This is a genomic window from Moraxella pluranimalium (genome assembly GCF_002014825.1).
Taxonomy (GTDB): domain Bacteria; phylum Pseudomonadota; class Gammaproteobacteria; order Pseudomonadales; family Moraxellaceae; genus Moraxella; species Moraxella pluranimalium.
This window is the reverse complement of sequence record NZ_MUYU01000002.1, coordinates 1-19,775: the sequence shown is the minus strand read 5'-3', so window position 1 is coordinate 19,775 and position 19,775 is coordinate 1. Positions and strand designations below refer to the sequence as shown.

The window sequence follows — 19,775 nt, the reverse complement described above, 5'->3', positions numbered from 1 at the left end:
ATGGCAGGCAATAGTATCGGACAAGTATTCACCGTCACCACCTGTGGCGAATCGCATGGTGTGGGCTTGATGGCAATCGTCGATGGCGTCCCACCGGGGCTGTCGCTGTCGGCAGAAGATTTGCAAATCGAGCTTGACCGCCGAAAGCCCGGCACATCCAAGTTCGCCACTCAGCGTAAAGAGCCTGATGAAGTCGAAATCATCTCAGGGGTGTTTGAAGGCAAAACCACAGGCACGCCGATTGGACTACTAATTCGCAATACCGACCAAAAATCTAAAGACTACGGCAATATCGCCAATACTTTCCGCCCAAACCATGCCGACTATGCCTATACGATGAAGTATGGCTTTCGTGATTATCGTGGCGGCGGTCGCTCATCGGCTCGTGAGACGGCGATGCGTGTGGCAGCGGGGGCGATTGCCAAAAAATATTTGGCAGAAAAATTAGGCATCGTTATCCGTGGCCATGTCACCCAAATCGGCACCGAAAAGGCGGATAAGCTTGATTGGAATGAAGTGTCAAATAACCCATTTTTTTGTGGCGATGTGGATGCCGTGCCACGCTTTGAAGCGCTGGTGACTTCACTGCGTGAACAAGGGACAAGCTGCGGTGCTCGTCTTGAGATTTTTGCCGAAAATGTCCCTGTAGGTCTTGGCGAGCCTGTCTTTGATCGACTGGATGCTGACATTGCTCATGCGATGATGAGTATCAATGCGGTTAAGGGGGTTGAGATTGGCGATGGCTTTGCCGTTGCTGAGCAGTTTGGCCATGACAGCCGTGATGAGCTGACCCCTGATGGCTTTACCGCCAATCACGCAGGTGGGATTCTGGGCGGTATCTCAAGCGGTCAGACCATTAGAGTTGCCATTGCGCTCAAGCCTACCGCTAGTATCACCACCGCAGGCAAGACAATTAACCTACAAGGCGAAGCGGTCGATGTCATCACCAAAGGTCGCCATGATCCTTGTGTGGGCGTGCGAGCGACACCGATTGCCGAAGCGATGCTGGCGATTGTGCTGATGGATCATTATCTACGCCATCGTGCCCAAAATGCCGATGTCGTGCCACCGCTTAAGCCGATTGCTTAACCTGATAAACCACAAACAAAGCATCGTGTTTGTGGTTTTTTTGACTGTTTTGATAACTTTTTTTTGATAAGGATAACAAGGATAAAGCAATGACCCCTGCGATTAATTTATTAAAAAAACAAAAAATTCCCCATAGCGTGCATGAGTACGAACACGATAGCGCACGCCAAGATTTTGGGCTAGAAGCCGCTGAAGCATTGGGATTGAGCGTAGATGAAGTGTTCAAGACTTTGCTTGTGACTGATGGTGCGACCTATTTTGTGGCGATTTTGCCGGTTAATCATAAATTAAATCTCAAAAAAGTCGCAGCAGCATTCAAGGTCAAAAAGCTACAAATGGCAGACCCAAAAGATGCCGAACGCATCACAGGCTATATCGTCGGTGGTATTAGCCCAATTGCACAGAAAAAACGCCTAAAAACCATTATCCATGCATCAGCAACTACATTTGACAAAATCTACATCAGTGGCGGTCGTCGTGGCTGTGATATTGGCATTGCCCCCGATGATTTGGCAGGCGTGCTGTCGGCGACATTTTGTGATGTGATTGACTAATTATCCCATCGACGCCGATTGGCTTGTCAATTGTAAACAGATGTAAATTTTTGTGGCGATTGGTGGTTTTGCGTATCGTGTTCGTAGTGGGCTATTGAGTTTTATCACCAATCTATTTAATATGGCGATCCTGCAAACTGTGCGGATGCGACAGCTTGTGCAGAAAAATTTGATACAGTTTTTGGCGGTTTGCCGTTATTTTTTTTAGGATATAGTTATGAAAAAGATTTTTGGTGCAGCGATTTTGGCAGCGGTTGCGATGACAGGCTGTGCAACCAGCACAGGCACAACAGGTGCAACAACGACCGCAGGTGATGCAGCGGCAATCGGCGTGGGTACAGCGACCAATGTTGGCATGGCGATTTTTCAACAAGCAGTTGATGCCAAGTGCCGTACCGAGCTAAACAACCAAACCATCTACAAGACAGCAACTTTGGTACTAACCAGCGACCAAAAAACTGCACTAGAAAATAACATCTGTGGCTGCGTCAGCGAAAAAGCACCACAAAGCGTCACCATCACCGAAGTGGCTCAAGCGGCAGTTAGCCCTGCAGCTCGCACTCAAGTGGTTGCATCAGCGGTAGCCAAGACCATCAATGCTTGTGCAACCAGCTTTTTGGGTAAATAACTCATTAGGGCAAATTTAGCATTAGTCCCAATGGGTCAATCATCGATGAATGGGTGTGCATTGGGGCTTTTGTTTACTTTTGTAAAAACTGTGCTATAATTGTAAATCTTGCCATGTTTGATTGGTGAATTTGCCATGTGTATTGTTATGAGCAAATCAGCCAGAATAAGTTTTTGCGATCTGATAGGGGGAGTTTTGCAAAATTTTCCGCTTAGCAAGCTTGCCTTGTATTGGACTGGTGTTTTGCCTGTATTGCTGACAGCCTGCTACGATGATGGCATGACTGTGGTGAATACCAGTGTTCAGCCAGACATCCAAGTAAAAAATGAAGTCGTAACCAGCTCTTTGCCAAAGCGCAAAGGCACGGTGGATGCTTGCCCAAGATTGATCCAAAAGCGCATCGATAATACACAAATCGTGCGCCAAGAAAGCATTGCGGACAACTCATGCGATTATTTCATTTATCCGCAGATTGGCGAAGTGGTGTCAGTCAAATTGTCAAATGACGTCATGAAACCAACGCTAAGAACACCGCATTTTCATGATTTTAATAATGGCAGTTATTCTGTGGTGAATAACGGACGTCATGTCATTCATGTGGAATATGATGCCTTTGTCAACAAGCCAGGTGTGGTGGATTTCACCATAGAAGTGGACATTCGCCCAAAAAATTAATAGTCAGTTACCAAAAAAAGCACCAATCAGATTGGTGCTTTTGTTTTGCTCGGCAAGATTATTTTGCTGGTTTTGGTGCAGGTTTTTGAGCTTGTTTTTTGACTTGCTTGGTAGTTTTCTTAACTTGTTTTTTGGTTTGTTTTGCTGTTTTTTTCACTTGCTTTTTGGCAGTTTGTTCAGTCTTTGGCTTGGTTGGTTGCTCGGTTTGTGGCGCAGCCATTGCAGCCATGGTGAATGCAGACAGGGTTAGGGCGGTGATTAGTTGTTTGATAGACATGATGCGCTCCTTAAAAATAAAACAAATACATCAAATTCGATAATTCATGCACATTAACGAGTTGATGGTGATATTAAACCAAAATTTTCCTAAGTGCTGATGTTAGTTTACAAGTGTTTGTGAATAGTTTTGGTTGTCTTGTGTAAATACCATTGCTTATTATTTTCGGTATCACCAAGCTGCACATACAGCAAACATAAAAAAAGATAGCTTAAAAACTATCTTTTTGAAAGATACAATATGGTTAGTTATTGTACAACTTCACGAGCATTGTAATGTTGGTTGCCTACTGACTTTGTTGGCTTGGTTTGTTTGTTACCACAATCTTTTTTGTCGTGCTTATGCTCGTGTTTTTTACCGTGTTGTTGCGATTGTTGGTCGGCTTGAACTGTCATTTCTTGGGTTGGTTTGTCAACTTGAACTTCTGACATGGCAAATGCTGATAGGCTTGTAGCTGATAGGGTAGCAGCAATAATGATTTTTTTGAACATGGATTTTCGCTTAATATATCAAATTAAAAACAATCGATGAACAAGATACCGCTTTTGTTTTCGACGAGCATATTAAAACAAACTATTATCAAGCAAAGATGTGCCATTATGGTAATTGTAGCGATGAAATAAGTGTTTTTTGTAAACAATGCTAGCAATTCGTATTCATTGTAATTCTTTGTTAAAAAATTGATTTATACAATATTTTAAATCAATGATACGATTTTGGTATATTGTTTGGTCATATTGCAAAGTGATTTTTTATTAACTTATTGATTGTTGTGAATAAAATGGGAAAAATTCTTGAGCTTTGTTGGATTGAATGACAAAAAAATTCGCAGAATTGGCGATAATAACAAATCTTAAAAATATTCCAATCGACTTTTTGGACATTTCTTGTTAAAGTGCGTACATCTATTTATAGGAATCAGCAATATGCAAAAATATTTTATCCCATCTTCGTTGGTCGTGGCTATGGCAGTGCTTACTGCGTGTTCATCACAGCCATCAGCAACCCAGCGCGCGCCAATCAAAGTGGTGCAAGCAACACAACCACAACCAGCACCACAGCCTGTCATCGTCCAAGAAACTCGCCAAGTGGTAGTCGCTAAGCCAACACAGTCTGTTGTAACCCAAAAGCCAAGCCAAGCTTATTATGCAAGCTTTGGCGAATGGCGTAATGACTTTATCAGTCGTGCAACCGCCAAAGGGGTGAATGCTAGCATCCTAAATGAGTTGATGGCAAATGCCAGTCTCAATCAGCGTGTGATTGACCTTGACCGTAGCCAAGCAGAATTTACCAAAATGCCGTGGGAATACGTCGAATCGGCGGTAACTAGCAGTCGTGTTAGTCAAGGTAAAAGCAAATTAAATGAAAATTTTGCCGTGCTATCATCAGCTGAAAATATGTACGGACTGCCAAAAGAAGTCACCACAGCGATTTGGGCAATGGAATCAGGCTTTGGGGCGAACACAGGTTCGATGGATTTGGTGAACTCATTATCAAGCCTGGCTTATGATGGTCGCCGCCGTGAATTTGCCGAAAATCAGCTGATTGCGATGGTTGAGATGATTCAACGTGGCGATGCTAGCCTATCTCAATTCAAGGGCTCATGGGCAGGCGGTATGGGTCATACGCAGTTTATTCCGACCACTTGGATGGCTGAAGGTGTTGATGGTAATGGCGACGGACGCAAAAATCCTTGGAACTCCGCCGATGCGCTAAGCTCAACAGCAAGCTATCTAGGCAATGCCGGCTGGATGCGTGGTCTTGCACCGTTTTATGAAGTGCGACTACCGTCGGGCTTTGATTATGCGTTACTTAATAGCGGTAAGCGCAGCCTAGATGCATGGAAAAGTGCAGGGCTAAGTGCCGTCGGTGGCGAAAGCTTTGGTGGTAATCATGAGGCTGAACTGTGGCTACCTGCAGGCAAAAATGGTCCGGCGCTACTTTTGACCAAAAACTTCGATGTCATCAAGGTGTATAACAACTCATCAAGCTATGCACTCGGTGTAGCACTACTTGCCAAGCGTATGGCGGGTGGTAGTGGTATCGTGCAGTCATGGCCACGAGACGAACAACCATTATCTCGCACGCAGGTGCAAACTCTGCAGCGCAAACTGACCGAACTTGGCTATGACACAGGCGGTGTTGATGGCGTGGCAGGTGCTAATACTCGTAAGGCTTTTGCTCGTTGGCAGTCGGCAAACGGTCAAATTCCTGATGGTTTTATTAGCCAAAGCACGGCAAATAGCTTGATTTGGTAAGCTTGACTTAAGACAAAAAGAGAATGCAGTGCGTTCTCTTTTTTTGTGCGAGATAATGGGTAATTATGTTAATATGTCATTATCAAGTTATCGGAGGTTTTATGTCACCACTATTTAAATCAGCCATGATGATTGTCGGTACGCTGTGCGTGGGTATGTCATCTGCAATTGCTCAAACGCCATCGGATGCATCACTGCGACAAACGCTTGCATTACTTGACTTCAATTCTTATCTTAAGCAAGGTAGTGATACTTCGGGCTTGCGTACGGCGCAAATCATGGCACAAAACGCCAAAGAACAATATCAATTAACTGACGATCAAGTTGAAAGGTTGACACAGGTGTATTATCACCATTTGAAACAAAACAGTGATTTGTTATTTAATGAAAGCAATATCATACAAGAGTTGCAGGATGAGTACATCGAACTGGCTAAGCTTAACTTTAATCAAGATGAAATTGATGCATATAATCAGTTTTTATCAACGCCTGCGGGCAAGCGATTCGCTTATAATCATAATGCTTTTTTAGGATTGTATCTAAAAGCAGAGCTAGAGTCGGTACTTGCGGTGAACTACTTATTTCAAGATGAAATAAGCCAAATCAAGTTGCAAATGGAGAAAGAAGCAGCCAAGATTATCTCTGAATAATTTGTACACATAAGCGGTCATGTCTTTAAATTGACCGCTTATGCCTATATATAAAACCATCATTTTAACCAGAATTACAATAACCATGCGACAACCAACCACCCGAGCCGACATTCAGACCAATCAACTTGCCAAACAACTTCAAGATGAGGCCCAGCTAACAGGTGTTAATGCGTCAGGCACACAAATCAGCAGTCAAGCCTTTGATATGGTGACAGAATTTGAGCCATCAGGCGACCAGCCGACCGCCATTGCTAGCCTTGTTAAGGGCGTAGAATCAGGCATGACAGGGCAACTACTACTTGGCGTGACAGGTTCTGGCAAGACCTATACGATGGCAAAGGTCATCGCCGAATGCGGACGACCTGCGATTATCATGGCGCATAATAAGACTTTGGCAGCGCAGCTATATGGTGAGTTCAAGGCGTTTTTTCCGTACAATGCGGTGGAATATTTTGTCAGCTATTATGACTATTATCAGCCTGAAGCCTATGTACCAGCGAGTGATACTTTTATTGAAAAAGACAGTGCGATTAATGACCACATTGACCAGATGCGACTATCCGCCACGCGAGCATTACTTGAGCGTCGTGATGCGATTATCATTGCATCGGTGTCTGCCATTTATGGCTTGGGCGACCCCGAAAGCTATCTAAAAATGCTGCTGCACATCGTGGTGGGTGATCGTGTGGATCGCAATGCCATTATCAAGCGATTGGTGGAACTACAATACGAGCGTAATGAGCTAGACTTTGGGCGGGGTACTTATCGCATTCGTGGTGAGACTTTGGATATTTATCCTGCTGAAAGTGAGTCGTTGGCGGTGCGTATTGCGATGTTTGACGATGAAGTGGAAAAAATTTCATGGTTTGACCCCTTGACAGGCAAGGCAATCAAGTCTGTGCCACGCATTACCATTTATCCAAAATCGCACTATGTCACGCCAAAAGACAAGCTCATGGAAGCATCCGAGACCATCAAAGCTGAGCTTGCTGAGCGGTTGGAATATTTTCGTGCCAATGATAAGCTGATAGAAGCACAGCGTATCAAAGAGCGGACGCAGTGTGACCTTGAGATGATTCAGCAGCTTGGCTATTGTAATGGCATTGAGAACTATTCTCGTCATCTATCAGGCAGACCCGCTGGCGAAGCACCGCCGACGCTCTTTGACTATATTCCGCCTGATGCACTGCTATTTATTGACGAGAGCCATGTCACCGTACCACAGATTGGGGCGATGTATAAGGGCGATAGAAGTCGCAAAGAGACGCTGGTGCAGTACGGTTTTCGCTTGCCTAGTGCGATGGACAATCGCCCGATGAAGTTTGAAGAATGGGAGCGTATTGCCCCATCAACCATCTATGTGTCCGCCACGCCTGCTCAGTACGAGCTTGAAAAATCCGAACAAATCGTCGAGCAAGTGGTACGCCCGACAGGGCTGGTTGACCCTGTACTAGAAGTACGCCCTGTACTGACACAAGTGGATGATGTGCTGGGTGAGATTAACCTGCGTAAGGCGGTGGATGAGCGTGTGCTGATTACCGTATTGACCAAACGCATGGCGGAAGATTTGACCAGTTATCTCAAAGAATACGGCATCAAGGTCGCCTATCTACATTCGGACATTGACACCGTTGAGCGGATGAAAATCATCCATGAGCTACGTACAGGCGTGCATGATGTACTGGTGGGGATTAACCTGCTGCGTGAGGGACTGGATATGCCTGAGGTGAGCTTGGTGGCGATTTTTGATGCGGACAAGGAAGGCTTTTTGCGTTCGGAGCGTTCACTCATTCAGACCATCGGGCGTGCCGCTCGCCATGTCAATGGCAAGGCTATCCTTTATGCTGACAGCATTACGCCGAGTATGCAGCGAGCGATGGAAGAGACCGAACGCCGCCGTGCTAAGCAAATCGCCTACAACACCGAGCATGGCATCACCCCAAAATCCGCCACTCGCCAAATCACCGATAAAATTGATACAGGTGATGATGAAAATACCGAAGTGGTACGGATTATTTTATCCGAAGCTTTGGCAGGCGTGGACGAAAGTATTTTGCATTCGCCCAAATTACTTGCCAAAGAAATCGCTCGCCTAGAAAAACAAATGCAAGCACTCTCCCGAGAGCTAAAATTTGAAGAAGCGATGAAAGTGCGTGATACGATGCTTGCGCTCAAAGAGTTGATGGTGAAATAACATGACCATCGAAACCCACCCATTATCCCCATTTACCCCACCAAATAGCCAAGTGTTGATTTTGGGCAGTTTTCCACCACCACAAGTACGCTGGAAGATGGACTTTTATTATCCCAATTTTAATAATGATTTTTGGCGGATTATGGGCTTGGTGTTTTTTGATAATAAAGATGAATTTATCAATACAGCGGACAAAAGCTTTTATCAGGATAAAATTGAGCGGTTTCTTACTGATACGGGTATTGCTATTAGCGATACTGCTTATCAAATCAAACGCCTGCAAAATAACGCATCGGATAAATTCTTAGAAGTTATCACGCCGATGGATATTGGTGAGATTTTGGATAAATTGCCCAATTGCACAAGCATCATCACCACAGGCGAAAAAGCCACGCAAATTTTATGCGATGGTTATTTAAACCCCAATCAAGCATTACCAAAAGTCGGGCAATCGGTGGAGTTGATGATTAATGATAAAGCCATCACCTTGTACCGCCTACCGTCATCATCACGGGCGTATCCGATGAGCCTTGAGAAAAAAGCAATGGCATATCGGCAGGTGCTTGGTCGACTTGCATTGGAGTCTGATGGTGCATGAGCAAGTAGCAAAAGCGGTTTGTTCCCACCCAAAATTTTGCTAAAATAACCATCATTTATCCCCAAAATTTCTTAGCCAATTAAAAACATCAAACAGGATTTTGTTATGTCACAGTTTTTTGAGCGTCTGACAGCAGAACAAAAACAAGCACTTGCCAAGATTCCCACGCCGTATTATCTACTTGATGAACGAGCGATTATTGACAATCTTATCATCACCGACAAGCTGTGCCAAGCCAGCGGCGCTAAGGCTTTACTTGCGCTCAAATGCTTTGCCACTTGGGGCGTGTTTGATGCGATGAAGCCTTATTTGCACGGCACGACATCATCATCGCTCAAAGAAGTCCGCCTAGGCAAAGAATGCTTTGGTGGCGAAACGCACGCTTATAGTGTGGCGTATAGTGAGCATGAGATTGATGAAGTGCTAGAGTATGCCGATAAGATTATTTTTAATTCATTTAATCAATTGGCACGCTTTGGCAAAAAAGCCGCCGCCAAAAATATCCCTGTGGGTCTGCGTCTTAATCCACAAACAAGCAATTCATCATTCATCATCGCCGACCCTGCCAGACCCTTTAGCCGACTTGGTGAGCATGATGTTGATGCCATCATGGCGGTGGCAGATAGCATCAGCGGTGTGATGATTCATAACAACTGCGAAAATGCTGATTTTGAAGCATTTAGCCAAAGTCTTGCGGATATCGAAGGGCGATTTGGCAAGCTGTTCCACCGTCTAGAGTGGATTAGCTTTGGTGGCGGTATTCACTTTATCGACCCTGATTATCCATTAGAAAAATTTAGCAATCGTCTCAAAGAATTTAGCGATAAATACGGCGTGCAGATTTATCTAGAGCCGGGCGAAGCGTCCGTCCATCAAGGGGCAGTGCTGGTGACAAGCGTGCTTGATACACTGCACAATGGCAAGCCTTTGGCGGTGGTGGATGCATCTATCGAAGCGCATATGTTAGATTTGCTTATCTATCGTCAGTCATCACCACTTGCCTATGTCAATGACACGGCGTATGACATCAAAGGCGGTGATTTTGATGGCGTGACAGCTGATGAGACGGCGGTGCGTATCTATGGCAAATCATGCCTAGCGGGGGATATTTTTGGGGATTATACGCTGAATAAACCCCTGCAAATCGGTGATAAAGTCGCCTTTGGCAATGCCGCTGCCTATACGATGGTTAAGAAAAACTGGTTTAATGGCGTGGATATGCCATCGATTGTCATCATCCGTCAAAGCGGTGAAGTCATCGTACAGCGACAGTTTGATTATGATGATTATAAAAACAGCCTGTCATAAAAATTATCCATATTTGGCATAAAATCATCATCAAACGGTTGAAAATTCGCCAAATACTCGTTATTATTTTATGCTTTGTCAAGCTTATGAGTTTGCATAGGTATTGATGGATTTTGGGTGCATGGATTTTCCTTGAAGTCTTCCTTTTTAATTCATGCATAATATTGATTTTGCTTATTTTTTTAAGCATAAAGGAGGATTTATCATGACTCAACCGAATGTTTTGATTATTGGTGCTGGTGGTGTGGCGCAGGTCGTAGCGCACAAATGTGCGATGGCAAATGATGTGTTTGGCGAGATTCATATCGCATCACGCACCAAAGAAAAATGCGATGCCATCGCTGGTAGCGTCGCCGAAAAGGGCAGTTTTAAGCGGGATGCGGTATTGCACACGCACGCACTGGATGCGCTAGATAGCGATGCGGTGGCGAAGCTTATCCGTAATGCAGACATCCAAATCGTCATCAATGTCGGCTCACCGTTTGTCAATATGAGCGTGATGGATGCGTGTATTCAGACGGGTACGCATTATCTGGATACGGCGATTTATGAAGATCCGACCAAGATTTGCGAAGCGCCACCGTGGTATGAGAACTACGAATGGAAAAAGCGTGATGCCTTTAAACGAGCAGGGGCAACAGCGATCTTAGGCGTGGGCTTTGACCCGGGTGTGGTGAATGCTTATGCACGCTTGGGTGTTGAGTATTTTGACACAGATACTGTGACAGATATTGATATTATTGATATCAATGCAGGCAGTCATGGCAAATATTTTGCCACCAATTTTGACCCTGAGATTAATTTTCGGGAATTTACAGGTGTTGTCTATTCTTGGCAAAATCGTGCTTGGCAGACCAATCAGATGTTTGAAGTCAAGCGTACCGATGATTTGCCTGTGGTCGGCGTCCAAAACAGCTACCTATCAGGGCATGATGAGCTACATTCATTGCATAAGAACCTAAATGTGCCAAATATCCGTTTTTGGATGGGCTTTGGCGAGCATTATATGAATGTCTTTGGCGTGCTAAAAAACTTAGGTCTATTGTCAGAACAACCTGTCAAAACTGCCGAAGGGCTTGAAGTTGTGCCATTAAAAGTGGTCAAAGCTGTACTGCCTGATCCATCGAGCCTTGCGCCAAATTATAAGGGTAAAACCTGTATCGGCAACAAGGTCAAAGGCAAAAAAGACGGCGTAGATGGCGAGATTTTTATTTATAACATCGCTGATCACGAAGAAGCGTATAGTGAAGTCGGCAGTCAGGGCATCTCTTATACCGCAGGCGTGCCACCGGTTGCAGCGGCAATTTTGATTGCCACTGGTGAGTGGAATGTCGGCACGATGGTCAATGTCGAAGAGCTTGACGCTCGCCCATTTATCAATCTACTAAACCAAATGGGCTTGCCAACTCGTATCACGGATAAAGATGGCGATCGCTTGCTAGAATTTGCTGTATAATCGGTGAAATTCTAGGATAAATCAAACACGCACTTGGGGTAACTTAAGTGCGTTTGTCATCTTTAACCCACTTTTTATGCTATAATAAAAATAATTCATCATATAAAATTCATCTAATAAAAAGGCACGCCATGCGTATTCGCAAACTGTTTAAATTCGAAAATGCTCACATCGTCCGCAACTGCTCATCGGATCGCTGCAAGCGCTCCATTCATGGGCATAGCTATCAAGTCGAGCTGATTTTAGAAGCGCATCGATTGGATCATGGGCAGATGGTCTATGATTTTGGATTATTAAAGGGTAATATCAAAGACATTATCGACAGCTTTGATCATGCCATCACCTTTTGGGATAAAGATGATCCAAGCTACATTGAGGCTTGCAAAGACTTTAGCGCGCGCTGGGTGAGCCTGCCTGTCTCGCCATCGGCTGAGCAGTTTAGCCGTGTGATTTACTTTTGGGTCAATGAAATTTTAAAACAAACCCAAATGCAAAATGGCGAAGCGGATGTCTCGGTGTATTCGGTCATCGTCCATGAGACGGCGACGGGCTATGCGCAGTGCTTTAGCGATGATGTCGCCAATGAGCAAATGGGTAAGCTTGAGCTGGCTGACTTTGAATTTAGCGAGCAAGTGAGAGCCGAGTGGAGCGACCCGCAGATGTATGATAAGCTTGTGCGTGGCGAGAAGTTTTATAATCCACAGGTCAGCCTTCAGGTCAAATAACCATGCAGCGCATTTTAGCAAACGAAGCAGATACCCAAAAGCTTGCCCATGAGCTTGCAATGATGGATATCGCAGGTAGCGTGTGGCTGTCAGGGGATTTGGGCACAGGCAAGACAACCTTGACCCGCTATTGGCTACAGGCATTGGGGCATACCGGTGCGGTCAAAAGCCCGACTTATACGCTCGTTGAGCCGTATCAACTCATGACCAAAGCAGGTGTAAAGCCTGTCTATCATGCGGACTTATACCGTCTTAATGACCCTGAAGAGCTTGATTTTATTGGGTTTTTCGAATATTTTGATGAGCCTGATAGCCTTGTCATCATTGAGTGGGCGAGTCGTGCAGATAGTATCTTGCCACCGCCTGATGTCACCATCCATCTGACACGGCTTGACGATGACACACGCCAAGTGACCATCACCGACCATCGCAATCAACACAAGGGTGTATGATGGTGCAGTCTGCTTTACCGCCTTATCAAATGCTAAGCCCTAATAGCGTCGTCTGTCTGATGTCACCGACTGCTAGCGGTAAGACGGATTTGGCATTTGAGCTATATCAGACAGGGCGATTTGAGCTGATATCGGTGGATAGTGCGCTGATTTATCAAGGTATGGACATCGGTACTGCCAAGCCGACCGCTGATGAGCTTGCCAAATTTCCCCATCATCTGGTGGATATCATCACACCGACCGAGACTTATAGCGTGGCGAATTTTGTGGCGGATGTGGGGCGACTGATTGATGGGATTCATCATCGTGGCAAGATTCCACTTTTGGTCGGTGGGACAATGATGTACTATATGGCGCTGTTTGATGGCATTTCTAGCGTACCAGAAACCGACCAGTCGGTTCGTGGAAAAGTCAATCAGTGGCTAGTTGATGAAGGCATCGACGCGCTTTATGCTTATCTACAAACGCACGACCCCATCATCTGCCAAAAGCTAAAGCCATCTGACACCCAGCGTATCACCCGTGCGCTCGAAGTACTACTACAAACTGGCAAGCCAATGAGCCATTGGCAAAACACCCCAAAAGTTGCCCTAAGCCACGACCCAAAATGGCACTGGTATGGCATCATTGTTACCCCTGACCGTGCATGGCTGCATGAGCGTATCGGTCGCAGGCTGGATATTATGTGGGCGGATGGCTTTGTGGATGAAGTGATTGCACTGATTAATGAGTATCCGACGCTGGATGCGGATATGCCATCGATGCGTTGTGTGGGCTATCGTCAAGTGCTTGAGCATCTGTGTCGTATTCGCCATGAGTGCGTGGTCAATCATCCGACGATACATCAGTATTATCAATCAAATTTTGCAAAATTGACAGATGAACAAATCATCGCTGAAATTTCAGCCAATTTTCCAAAAAAATCGACAAAAACCCCGATTAACTTATGGGATTTATCTTGTCAAGATATGAAAAATAAGGCATTATATGCAACAAGGCAATTAGCAAAACGCCAATACACTTGGCTAAAACAACTTGCCTTGATGGATAATCCAACTATAACCAATGTTACAATAGCTTCATTTGATAGCATAGAACAAGTACAAAAGCAATTCTTGCAATCGCACCAACTGTAGGCACAGCCTTTTGCATTGCATGAGCTATTTTATGTGGAGAGTCGTATGTCAAAAGGACAAACCTTGCAAGACCCATTTTTGAACGCTTTGCGTAAAGACCGTATTCCTGTTTCGATTTTTTTGGTCAATGGCATCAAGCTACAAGGTCAAATCGAATCATTTGACCAATATGTCGTATTGCTAAAAAACACCGTTAGCCAAATGGTGTATAAGCACGCCATTTCAACCGTCGTACCAACACGCAACCCACGTACCGAAGGGGGTTCTGCACCGGTATCGGGCGGTTATCAAGGGGGTAATATTGGCGTGATGACCAGCGGCACTTATCAAGGCGGTGGCTTTGAACGCCAAGGCTTTGAGCGTAGTAGCATGGGTTATCAAGGCGGTAGTCGTCCACAAGGTGGCTTTACTCGTACACCGCAGTCAGGCTTTGAACGCCAAGGCTTTGAACGTAGTAGCATGGGTTATCAAGGCGGTATGGGCGGTATGCAATCAGGCTTTGAGCGTACACCATCAGCGGGTATGGGCTTTGAACGACAAGGCTTTGACCGTCAAGGCTTTGAAGAGCGTGGCTTTGATGGTAAGTCATTTGAAAATAATGACACACGCAGTTTTAATCGCCAAGGCTTTGATGCCAAAGCGGACGCCAAATTTGACGATGAAGATTACGAAAGTTGATAATCACTGACTTGATTGTCTCACGGTCTTACATTAACTTGCAAATGGATTCAAAATTCTGTTTGCAAGTTTTTTTGATTTTTGAGCAAATGTAAAATTTGGTTATCAGGACGAAAAATTTGCCAAAATAGCCATCAATCTACACGCAAAATATGCTATCATACAGTTTTTAATTGAATGAATATCAAGCAATTATGACAGATACAGCCCCTGTGATGACGGATTTTATCCAAGATGGTATCAATGCCATTCGCACTGAACAAAAAGCCCTAGATTTATTGATTGGCGAGCTTGATGAGCGATTTACCCAAGCTTGCCAAGCGATTTTGGCGTGCTCGGGTCGTGTGGTGGTGACGGGTATGGGTAAGTCAGGTCATATCGGGCGTAAAATTGCGGCGACTTTTGCATCAACGGGGACGCCGGCGTTTTTTATGCATCCGGGCGAAGCGGGGCATGGCGATTTGGGGATGCTGGTCAAGGGGGATGTGCTGATTGCCATCTCAAATTCGGGCGAGTCTGACGAAATCCGTATGCTATTGCCTGTGGTCAAGCAACTTGGCATTCCGCTCATCAGCATCAGCCGTGATAAGCGTGGCGTATTGCCAAAGTCGGCGGATATTGCTTTGACGCTTGGTCGCTCCGAAGAAGCCTGTCCGCTTGGGCTTGCACCGACATCATCCACAACAGCAACTTTGGCGCTCGGCGATGCGCTTGCGGTGGCGCTACTGCACGCTCGTGGTTTTACCAGTAATGATTTTGCCTTGTCGCATCCTGCTGGCGCTTTGGGGCGCAAATTATTGACCCGTGTCCAAGATGTGATGCATACAGAAAATCTGCCTATTATCAAAGATACAGCGAGTCTCAATGATACCTTGCTAGTGATGACAGGTGGTCGTCTAGGTCTTGCGGTCGTTGTTGATGATGCGGATAAAGTGGTGGGGATTTTTACCGATGGCGATTTACGCCGTAAGCTTGCGCAAAATACCGATTTGTCCGCACAAATTGGACAGCTGATGACCAAAACACCAAAAAGCACCACAAGCCAAATGCGTGCATCAGATGCGCTGACTGTGATGAACGAAAATGCCATCAGTCAACTACTCGTGCTAGATGATGAACGACTGATTGGCGTAATTAGTATTCATGATTTGCTAAAAGCAGGGGTAAGCTAAATGATGCAATTAACCGATTCTATCAAACAAAAAGCCGAAAAGATTAAGTTATTTGCCATGGATGTTGATGGTATTTTATCCGATGGCAAGATTATTTATAACTCGTATGATGTTGAAACCAAAGCATTTTTTGTGCAAGATGGTGTCGGCATCAAGGCGCTACAATCTTTTGGCATTGAGATTGCCATCATTACAGGTCGCACATCGCCGATGGTTGAGCGTCGTGCCCGTGAGCTTGGTATCACGCATTTGATTCAAGGGCGTGATGATAAATTTACCGCACTGCAAGCTTTGGCGGATACGCTGGGGTTATCGCTGCATGAATGTGCTTATATGGGCGATGATTTGCCTGATTTAAAAGCAGTGCGCGAAGCGGGGCTTGGCATCAGCGTACCAAATGGCTGCCGTGAGACGCAAGCGGTGGCTGATATTGTCACTGACAAGACGGGTGGCAATGGGGCGGTGCGCGAAGTCTGTGACTTGATTTTGCACGCACAAGGTCATTACGATGCCTTTATTGCACAATTTGAGTAGGTAGCTGTCATGAATGTCCGTATATTGGCGGTGCTTGGCATCTTAGCTTTGGCGGTAGCTACTTGGTTTTTTTATAAAGAAGATGTAGAAATCAAGCCTGCCGTGCCCGAAGCACCTGTTGCTAGCTATGAAGTTACCGAAATTAAAGCGGTGCAAACCAATCCTGAGACAGGCGAAACTGAATATACAGTCGTGGCAGAATCGCTGGTACAAAATGCCAATGGCGAAGATGAATTGGTCAAAGCAACCATTGATTGGCAACCACCACAAGGTGAAAAATACGCACTGACCGCAGAGCGTGCCACTCTTGACCAGAACAGCGGTGAGCTTAATCTTAAGCAAGGCTTTCGCATGGTGCGTGCGGCGACAGCGGATAAAGCGGAAATGGTGATTGTGGGTAATTCACTGACGGGCAATACCAAATCACGAGTGCTACAAAGTGCCGAGCCATTGACCGTCACACAAGGCACTGATAGCTTTAAGGCGCAAGGGTTTCAGGCTAATCTTGACACAGGTGAGTACGAATTTCATAAGATTGAAGTGCAATTTAATGCACCAAAACGCCAAGACAAACCATTATTCTAATTATTGATATCAAAGGTTAATTATGCTTAACAAATTGAATTTTGCCAAATCTGTATTTTTGGCGTGTTTGGTCGCAGCGCCGATGATTGCATCAGCATTGCCATCGGATGCCAATCAGCCAATTCGTCTACTTGCTGACCGTGCTACTTATAGCGAGCGCACGGGCGTGACGACTTATTCGGGCAGTGTGACGATTGAGCAGGGTACGCTAAAAATCGCTGCGGATAATTTGACAGTTAATCTGAACACCAACAACCGCAGTATCAATTCAGCGGTAGCGACAGGTCGCCCGGCAACGATGCAGCAAATCATCACCCAAGAAAAAGGCTTGGCAAAAGGTCAGGCGAATCGTATCGATTATGATGCGGTATCGGGCATTGTGACTTTGACGGGTAATGCTAAGCTTACGCAAGCGGGTTCGAGCTTTTCGGGTAATGTCATCCGCTATAGCCTAAAAGATGGTGATGTCGAAGCGAATGGCGGTGGTGGTAAGCGTGTTGAGCTGATTTTCCCACCAAATACCGACACCAATCAGCGTGGTCTGCGCTAATCAGCAAGAGAGATAGGCATGACGACATTAAGTATGCGCCATCTGGGTAAACGCTATGGACAGCGCTGGGTGGTCAAAGATGTGTCTTTTGAGATTGAGCAAGGGCAGGTTGTTGGAATTTTGGGCCCGAATGGTGCTGGTAAGACCACAAGCTTTTACATGGTCATCGGGCTTGTACCGATGGACAAAGGGCAGGTGATGCTTGGTAGCAAAGATATCTCAAAAAAAGCCATGCATGAGCGAGCAGCGCAGGGTATCGGCTATCTACCCCAAGAAGCGTCGATTTTTCGTAAATTAACTATCGAACAAAATATCATGGCGATTTTGCAAACCCGCAAGGATTTGTCAAAGTCGCAACAAACCGCCGAGCTTGAGAAATTGATGGGTGAGTTTCATCTTGAGCACGTACGACATTCGCTTGGCATGAGTGTGTCAGGCGGTGAACGCCGTCGATGTGAGATTGCACGATGCCTAGCATCCAATCCGAAGTTTATCTTGCTGGATGAGCCGTTTGCTGGCGTTGATCCGATTTCAGTGGGTGATATCATGGAAGTGATTACTGCGCTCAAGCAGCGTGGCATTGGCGTACTGATTACCGACCATAATGTGCGTGAAACGCTATCCATTTGCCAAAAGGCGTATATCGTTTCTGAAGGCACAATCATCGCCGAAGGCGATCGAGATGCAATCTTAAGCAATGAATTGGTGCGTCAGGTGTATCTGGGTAAGGATTTTGTGGTGTGATTTTGTCCGTCATGGCAAAAAAGTAAAAAAAATCCAATTTTTGAACCGACCCCCAATTCTTAGACACTAAGATTAACGGTTAAGGTTTGATCAAGGACTGAGTTCTGTATTGTACAGGACTCAGTCCTTTTAATTTGCTCTTTATTCTATCATGATTGTAGTAATGAATGTATTCATCAATCACTTGTCTAAGCTCGTCTGGTGAAGCAAATTTAGTTTTCTCATAAAATATCTCTTCTTTTAATGTCCCAAAGAAACTCTCTACCACTGCATTATCCAAGCAATTACCTTTTCTTGACATACTTTGGATAATACCATTGTCTTTTAAGGTTTGTTGGTAATTGTTCATTTGATAATGCCAACCTTGGTCAGAATGCAAGATAGGTTTGTCATCTCCTGTTAGTGTTGTCATAGCTTGGTTTAGCATCTCTTGCACTAACTCATAAGTCGGTCTGTCTTTGATGCTATAGCTGATAATCTCACCGTTATATAAATCAATGATGGGTGATAAGTAAAGCTTCTTTGCGTTACCTTGCTTATCCACCACTTTAAACTCAGTGACATCTGTTGCCCATTTATGATTGGGTTTGTCTGCTTTAAAATCACGGTTTAAGACATTATCAGCGATTTTGCCTACTTGTCCACGGTAAGTACTGTGTTTGCTTCGCTTGCGACGAATTACTGCTTTGAGTCCAAGTTCATGCATTAGCCGTTGTACTTTTTTGTGATTGATAGCAAAGCCTAACTGCTTTAGTGCTAGGGTAATACGCCGATAGCCATATCTGCCTTTGTGAGCGTGGTAGATGTTTTGGATTTTATCTTTGATGGCTTGGTGGTTATCAGTCTTGGTCAGTTGATTAAGCTGATAGTAAAATGTTGATCGTGCAACTCCAAGATAAGCCAGCAATTGTTTTAGTGGATAAATTTGCCTTAGCTCGTCAATCACTGTGATTTTATTGGTGATGATTTGCTTTTTCGTTGCTGACGCTCCAAGGCTTCTAACTTTTTTAAGACATCAAGCTCCATGCGTAAGTGTTGTAGTTCAGCAATCAGTTCAGCATGGGTTTTTTGCTCATCAGGTTTGGATGTTTGGCTTGCTTTATTAGTCTTTAGCATAGATTGCTTGCCTTTGTGTTTGGGATGCAGTCCCATGATACCATGAGTTTGATAAGCTTTTAACCATTGAAAGAGCACACTTGGGCTACTGATGTTTAGTTCGGTAGCAACTGTTGGCATGGATTTACCAGCAAGTAGTTGTAATACTGCCGTGTGTTTAAATGCTGGTGAATAACTGGCTTTGCTTGTTCTTGTGCGAATGCCATCAATCCCATGAGTTTGGTAGAGTCTCACCCAGTTTTGGACAATAGAGCATTTAATACCAAACAATTTGGCTGTGCTGTGGTAACTATGTCCTGTTAAATAATGTTGAATGACGGACAGTTTAAAGTCCATTGTGTATTTGGTCATAAAAACACCCCAAAGGTTGTCTAACTTTTGGGGTGCGGCTCA

General features: G+C 44.9%; 23 protein-coding genes. 19 read left to right on the top strand and 4 right to left on the bottom strand.

Annotated features, from left to right (window positions below; translation table 11 throughout):
• The 4 genes from aroC (at window position 1) to B0680_RS00270 (ending at window position 2,946) form a co-directional block, all read left to right on the top strand.
• Window positions 1-1,089: a chorismate synthase gene (gene aroC, locus B0680_RS00285; RefSeq protein ID WP_078253058.1), complete on the top strand. Its 1,089-nt coding sequence runs from the start codon at window positions 1-3 to the stop codon at window positions 1,087-1,089.
• Between the two features lie 89 nt (window positions 1,090-1,178).
• On the top strand, window positions 1,179-1,643 hold the full coding sequence (gene ybaK, locus B0680_RS00280; protein ID WP_078253057.1) for a Cys-tRNA(Pro) deacylase: 465 nt from the start codon (window positions 1,179-1,181) through the stop codon (window positions 1,641-1,643).
• 217 nt (window positions 1,644-1,860) lie between these two features.
• Window positions 1,861-2,271: a hypothetical protein gene (locus B0680_RS00275; RefSeq protein ID WP_078253056.1), complete on the top strand. Its 411-nt coding sequence runs from the start codon at window positions 1,861-1,863 to the stop codon at window positions 2,269-2,271.
• A 195-nt stretch (window positions 2,272-2,466) separates the two neighbouring features.
• Window positions 2,467-2,946, top strand: a complete 480-nt coding sequence (locus tag B0680_RS00270; protein WP_078253055.1) for a hypothetical protein — start codon at window positions 2,467-2,469, stop codon at window positions 2,944-2,946.
• A 58-nt stretch (window positions 2,947-3,004) separates the two neighbouring features.
• On the opposite strand, the gene B0680_RS00265 is transcribed toward B0680_RS00270, so the two are convergent.
• Window positions 3,005-3,223 (bottom strand): hypothetical protein, encoded by a 219-nt coding sequence (locus B0680_RS00265; RefSeq protein ID WP_078253054.1) that lies wholly within the window; start codon window positions 3,221-3,223, stop codon window positions 3,005-3,007.
• Window positions 3,224-3,471: 248 nt separating this feature from the next.
• Complete coding sequence (locus tag B0680_RS00260; RefSeq protein WP_078253053.1) at window positions 3,472-3,714, bottom strand: hypothetical protein; 243 nt, start codon at window positions 3,712-3,714, stop codon at window positions 3,472-3,474.
• Between the two features lie 426 nt (window positions 3,715-4,140).
• Between B0680_RS00260 and B0680_RS00255 the strand changes: the two genes are divergently transcribed.
• From B0680_RS00255 to lptB, 15 genes are all read left to right on the top strand, one after another.
• Window positions 4,141-5,481 (top strand): lytic murein transglycosylase, encoded by a 1,341-nt coding sequence (locus B0680_RS00255; RefSeq protein ID WP_407661985.1) that lies wholly within the window; start codon window positions 4,141-4,143, stop codon window positions 5,479-5,481.
• A 101-nt stretch (window positions 5,482-5,582) separates the two neighbouring features.
• A complete protein-coding gene (locus tag B0680_RS00250; RefSeq protein WP_078253051.1) occupies window positions 5,583-6,131 on the top strand; it encodes a DUF2059 domain-containing protein in 549 nt (182 codons plus the stop codon).
• An 85-nt stretch (window positions 6,132-6,216) separates the two neighbouring features.
• Window positions 6,217-8,328 (top strand): excinuclease ABC subunit UvrB, encoded by a 2,112-nt coding sequence (uvrB, locus tag B0680_RS00245; protein ID WP_078253050.1) that lies wholly within the window; start codon window positions 6,217-6,219, stop codon window positions 8,326-8,328.
• Between the two features lies 1 nt (window position 8,329).
• On the top strand, window positions 8,330-8,926 hold the full coding sequence (locus tag B0680_RS00240; protein ID WP_078253049.1) for a uracil-DNA glycosylase family protein: 597 nt from the start codon (window positions 8,330-8,332) through the stop codon (window positions 8,924-8,926).
• A 105-nt stretch (window positions 8,927-9,031) separates the two neighbouring features.
• Window positions 9,032-10,234 carry a carboxynorspermidine decarboxylase gene (locus B0680_RS00235; RefSeq protein WP_078253048.1) on the top strand — a complete coding sequence of 401 codons (1,203 nt, stop codon included), beginning with the start codon at window positions 9,032-9,034 and terminating at the stop codon, window positions 10,232-10,234.
• Window positions 10,235-10,439: 205 nt separating this feature from the next.
• Window positions 10,440-11,690 (top strand): saccharopine dehydrogenase family protein, encoded by a 1,251-nt coding sequence (locus B0680_RS00230; RefSeq protein ID WP_078253107.1) that lies wholly within the window; start codon window positions 10,440-10,442, stop codon window positions 11,688-11,690.
• A gap of 131 nt (window positions 11,691-11,821) precedes the next feature.
• Window positions 11,822-12,415, top strand: coding sequence for a 6-pyruvoyl trahydropterin synthase family protein (locus B0680_RS00225; RefSeq protein WP_078253047.1), 594 nt, complete (start codon window positions 11,822-11,824; stop codon window positions 12,413-12,415).
• A gap of 2 nt (window positions 12,416-12,417) precedes the next feature.
• Window positions 12,418-12,867: a tRNA (adenosine(37)-N6)-threonylcarbamoyltransferase complex ATPase subunit type 1 TsaE gene (tsaE, locus tag B0680_RS00220; RefSeq protein WP_078253046.1), complete on the top strand. Its 450-nt coding sequence runs from the start codon at window positions 12,418-12,420 to the stop codon at window positions 12,865-12,867.
• The gene (gene miaA, locus B0680_RS00215) at window positions 12,867-14,003 is read left to right on the top strand and encodes a tRNA (adenosine(37)-N6)-dimethylallyltransferase MiaA (RefSeq protein ID WP_078253045.1); all 1,137 of its coding nucleotides are present in this window, start codon (window positions 12,867-12,869) and stop codon (window positions 14,001-14,003) included. The genes tsaE and miaA overlap by 1 nt, the downstream gene beginning before the upstream one ends.
• A gap of 45 nt (window positions 14,004-14,048) precedes the next feature.
• On the top strand, window positions 14,049-14,681 hold the full coding sequence (hfq, locus tag B0680_RS00210) for an RNA chaperone Hfq (RefSeq protein WP_078253044.1): 633 nt from the start codon (window positions 14,049-14,051) through the stop codon (window positions 14,679-14,681).
• A gap of 194 nt (window positions 14,682-14,875) precedes the next feature.
• Entirely contained in the window at window positions 14,876-15,853 is a 978-nt protein-coding gene (locus tag B0680_RS00205; RefSeq protein WP_078253043.1) for a KpsF/GutQ family sugar-phosphate isomerase, read from the top strand.
• Entirely contained in the window at window positions 15,854-16,387 is a 534-nt protein-coding gene (locus tag B0680_RS00200) for a KdsC family phosphatase (RefSeq protein WP_228143717.1), read from the top strand.
• A 9-nt stretch (window positions 16,388-16,396) separates the two neighbouring features.
• Window positions 16,397-16,972 (top strand): LPS export ABC transporter periplasmic protein LptC, encoded by a 576-nt coding sequence (gene lptC, locus B0680_RS00195; RefSeq protein ID WP_078253042.1) that lies wholly within the window; start codon window positions 16,397-16,399, stop codon window positions 16,970-16,972.
• Between the two features lie 22 nt (window positions 16,973-16,994).
• Entirely contained in the window at window positions 16,995-17,522 is a 528-nt protein-coding gene (gene lptA / locus B0680_RS00190) for a lipopolysaccharide transport periplasmic protein LptA (RefSeq protein ID WP_078253041.1), read from the top strand.
• A gap of 18 nt (window positions 17,523-17,540) precedes the next feature.
• The gene (gene lptB / locus B0680_RS00185; protein WP_078253040.1) at window positions 17,541-18,266 is read left to right on the top strand and encodes an LPS export ABC transporter ATP-binding protein; all 726 of its coding nucleotides are present in this window, start codon (window positions 17,541-17,543) and stop codon (window positions 18,264-18,266) included.
• A gap of 79 nt (window positions 18,267-18,345) precedes the next feature.
• On the opposite strand, the gene B0680_RS00180 is transcribed toward lptB, so the two are convergent.
• Window positions 18,346-19,218, bottom strand: coding sequence for an IS3 family transposase (locus tag B0680_RS00180; protein ID WP_228143719.1), 873 nt, complete (start codon window positions 19,216-19,218; stop codon window positions 18,346-18,348).
• A complete protein-coding gene (locus B0680_RS00175) occupies window positions 19,209-19,733 on the bottom strand; it encodes a helix-turn-helix domain-containing protein (RefSeq protein WP_078253038.1) in 525 nt (174 codons plus the stop codon). The genes B0680_RS00180 and B0680_RS00175 overlap by 10 nt, the downstream gene beginning before the upstream one ends.
• Window positions 19,734-19,775 lie beyond the last annotated feature (42 nt).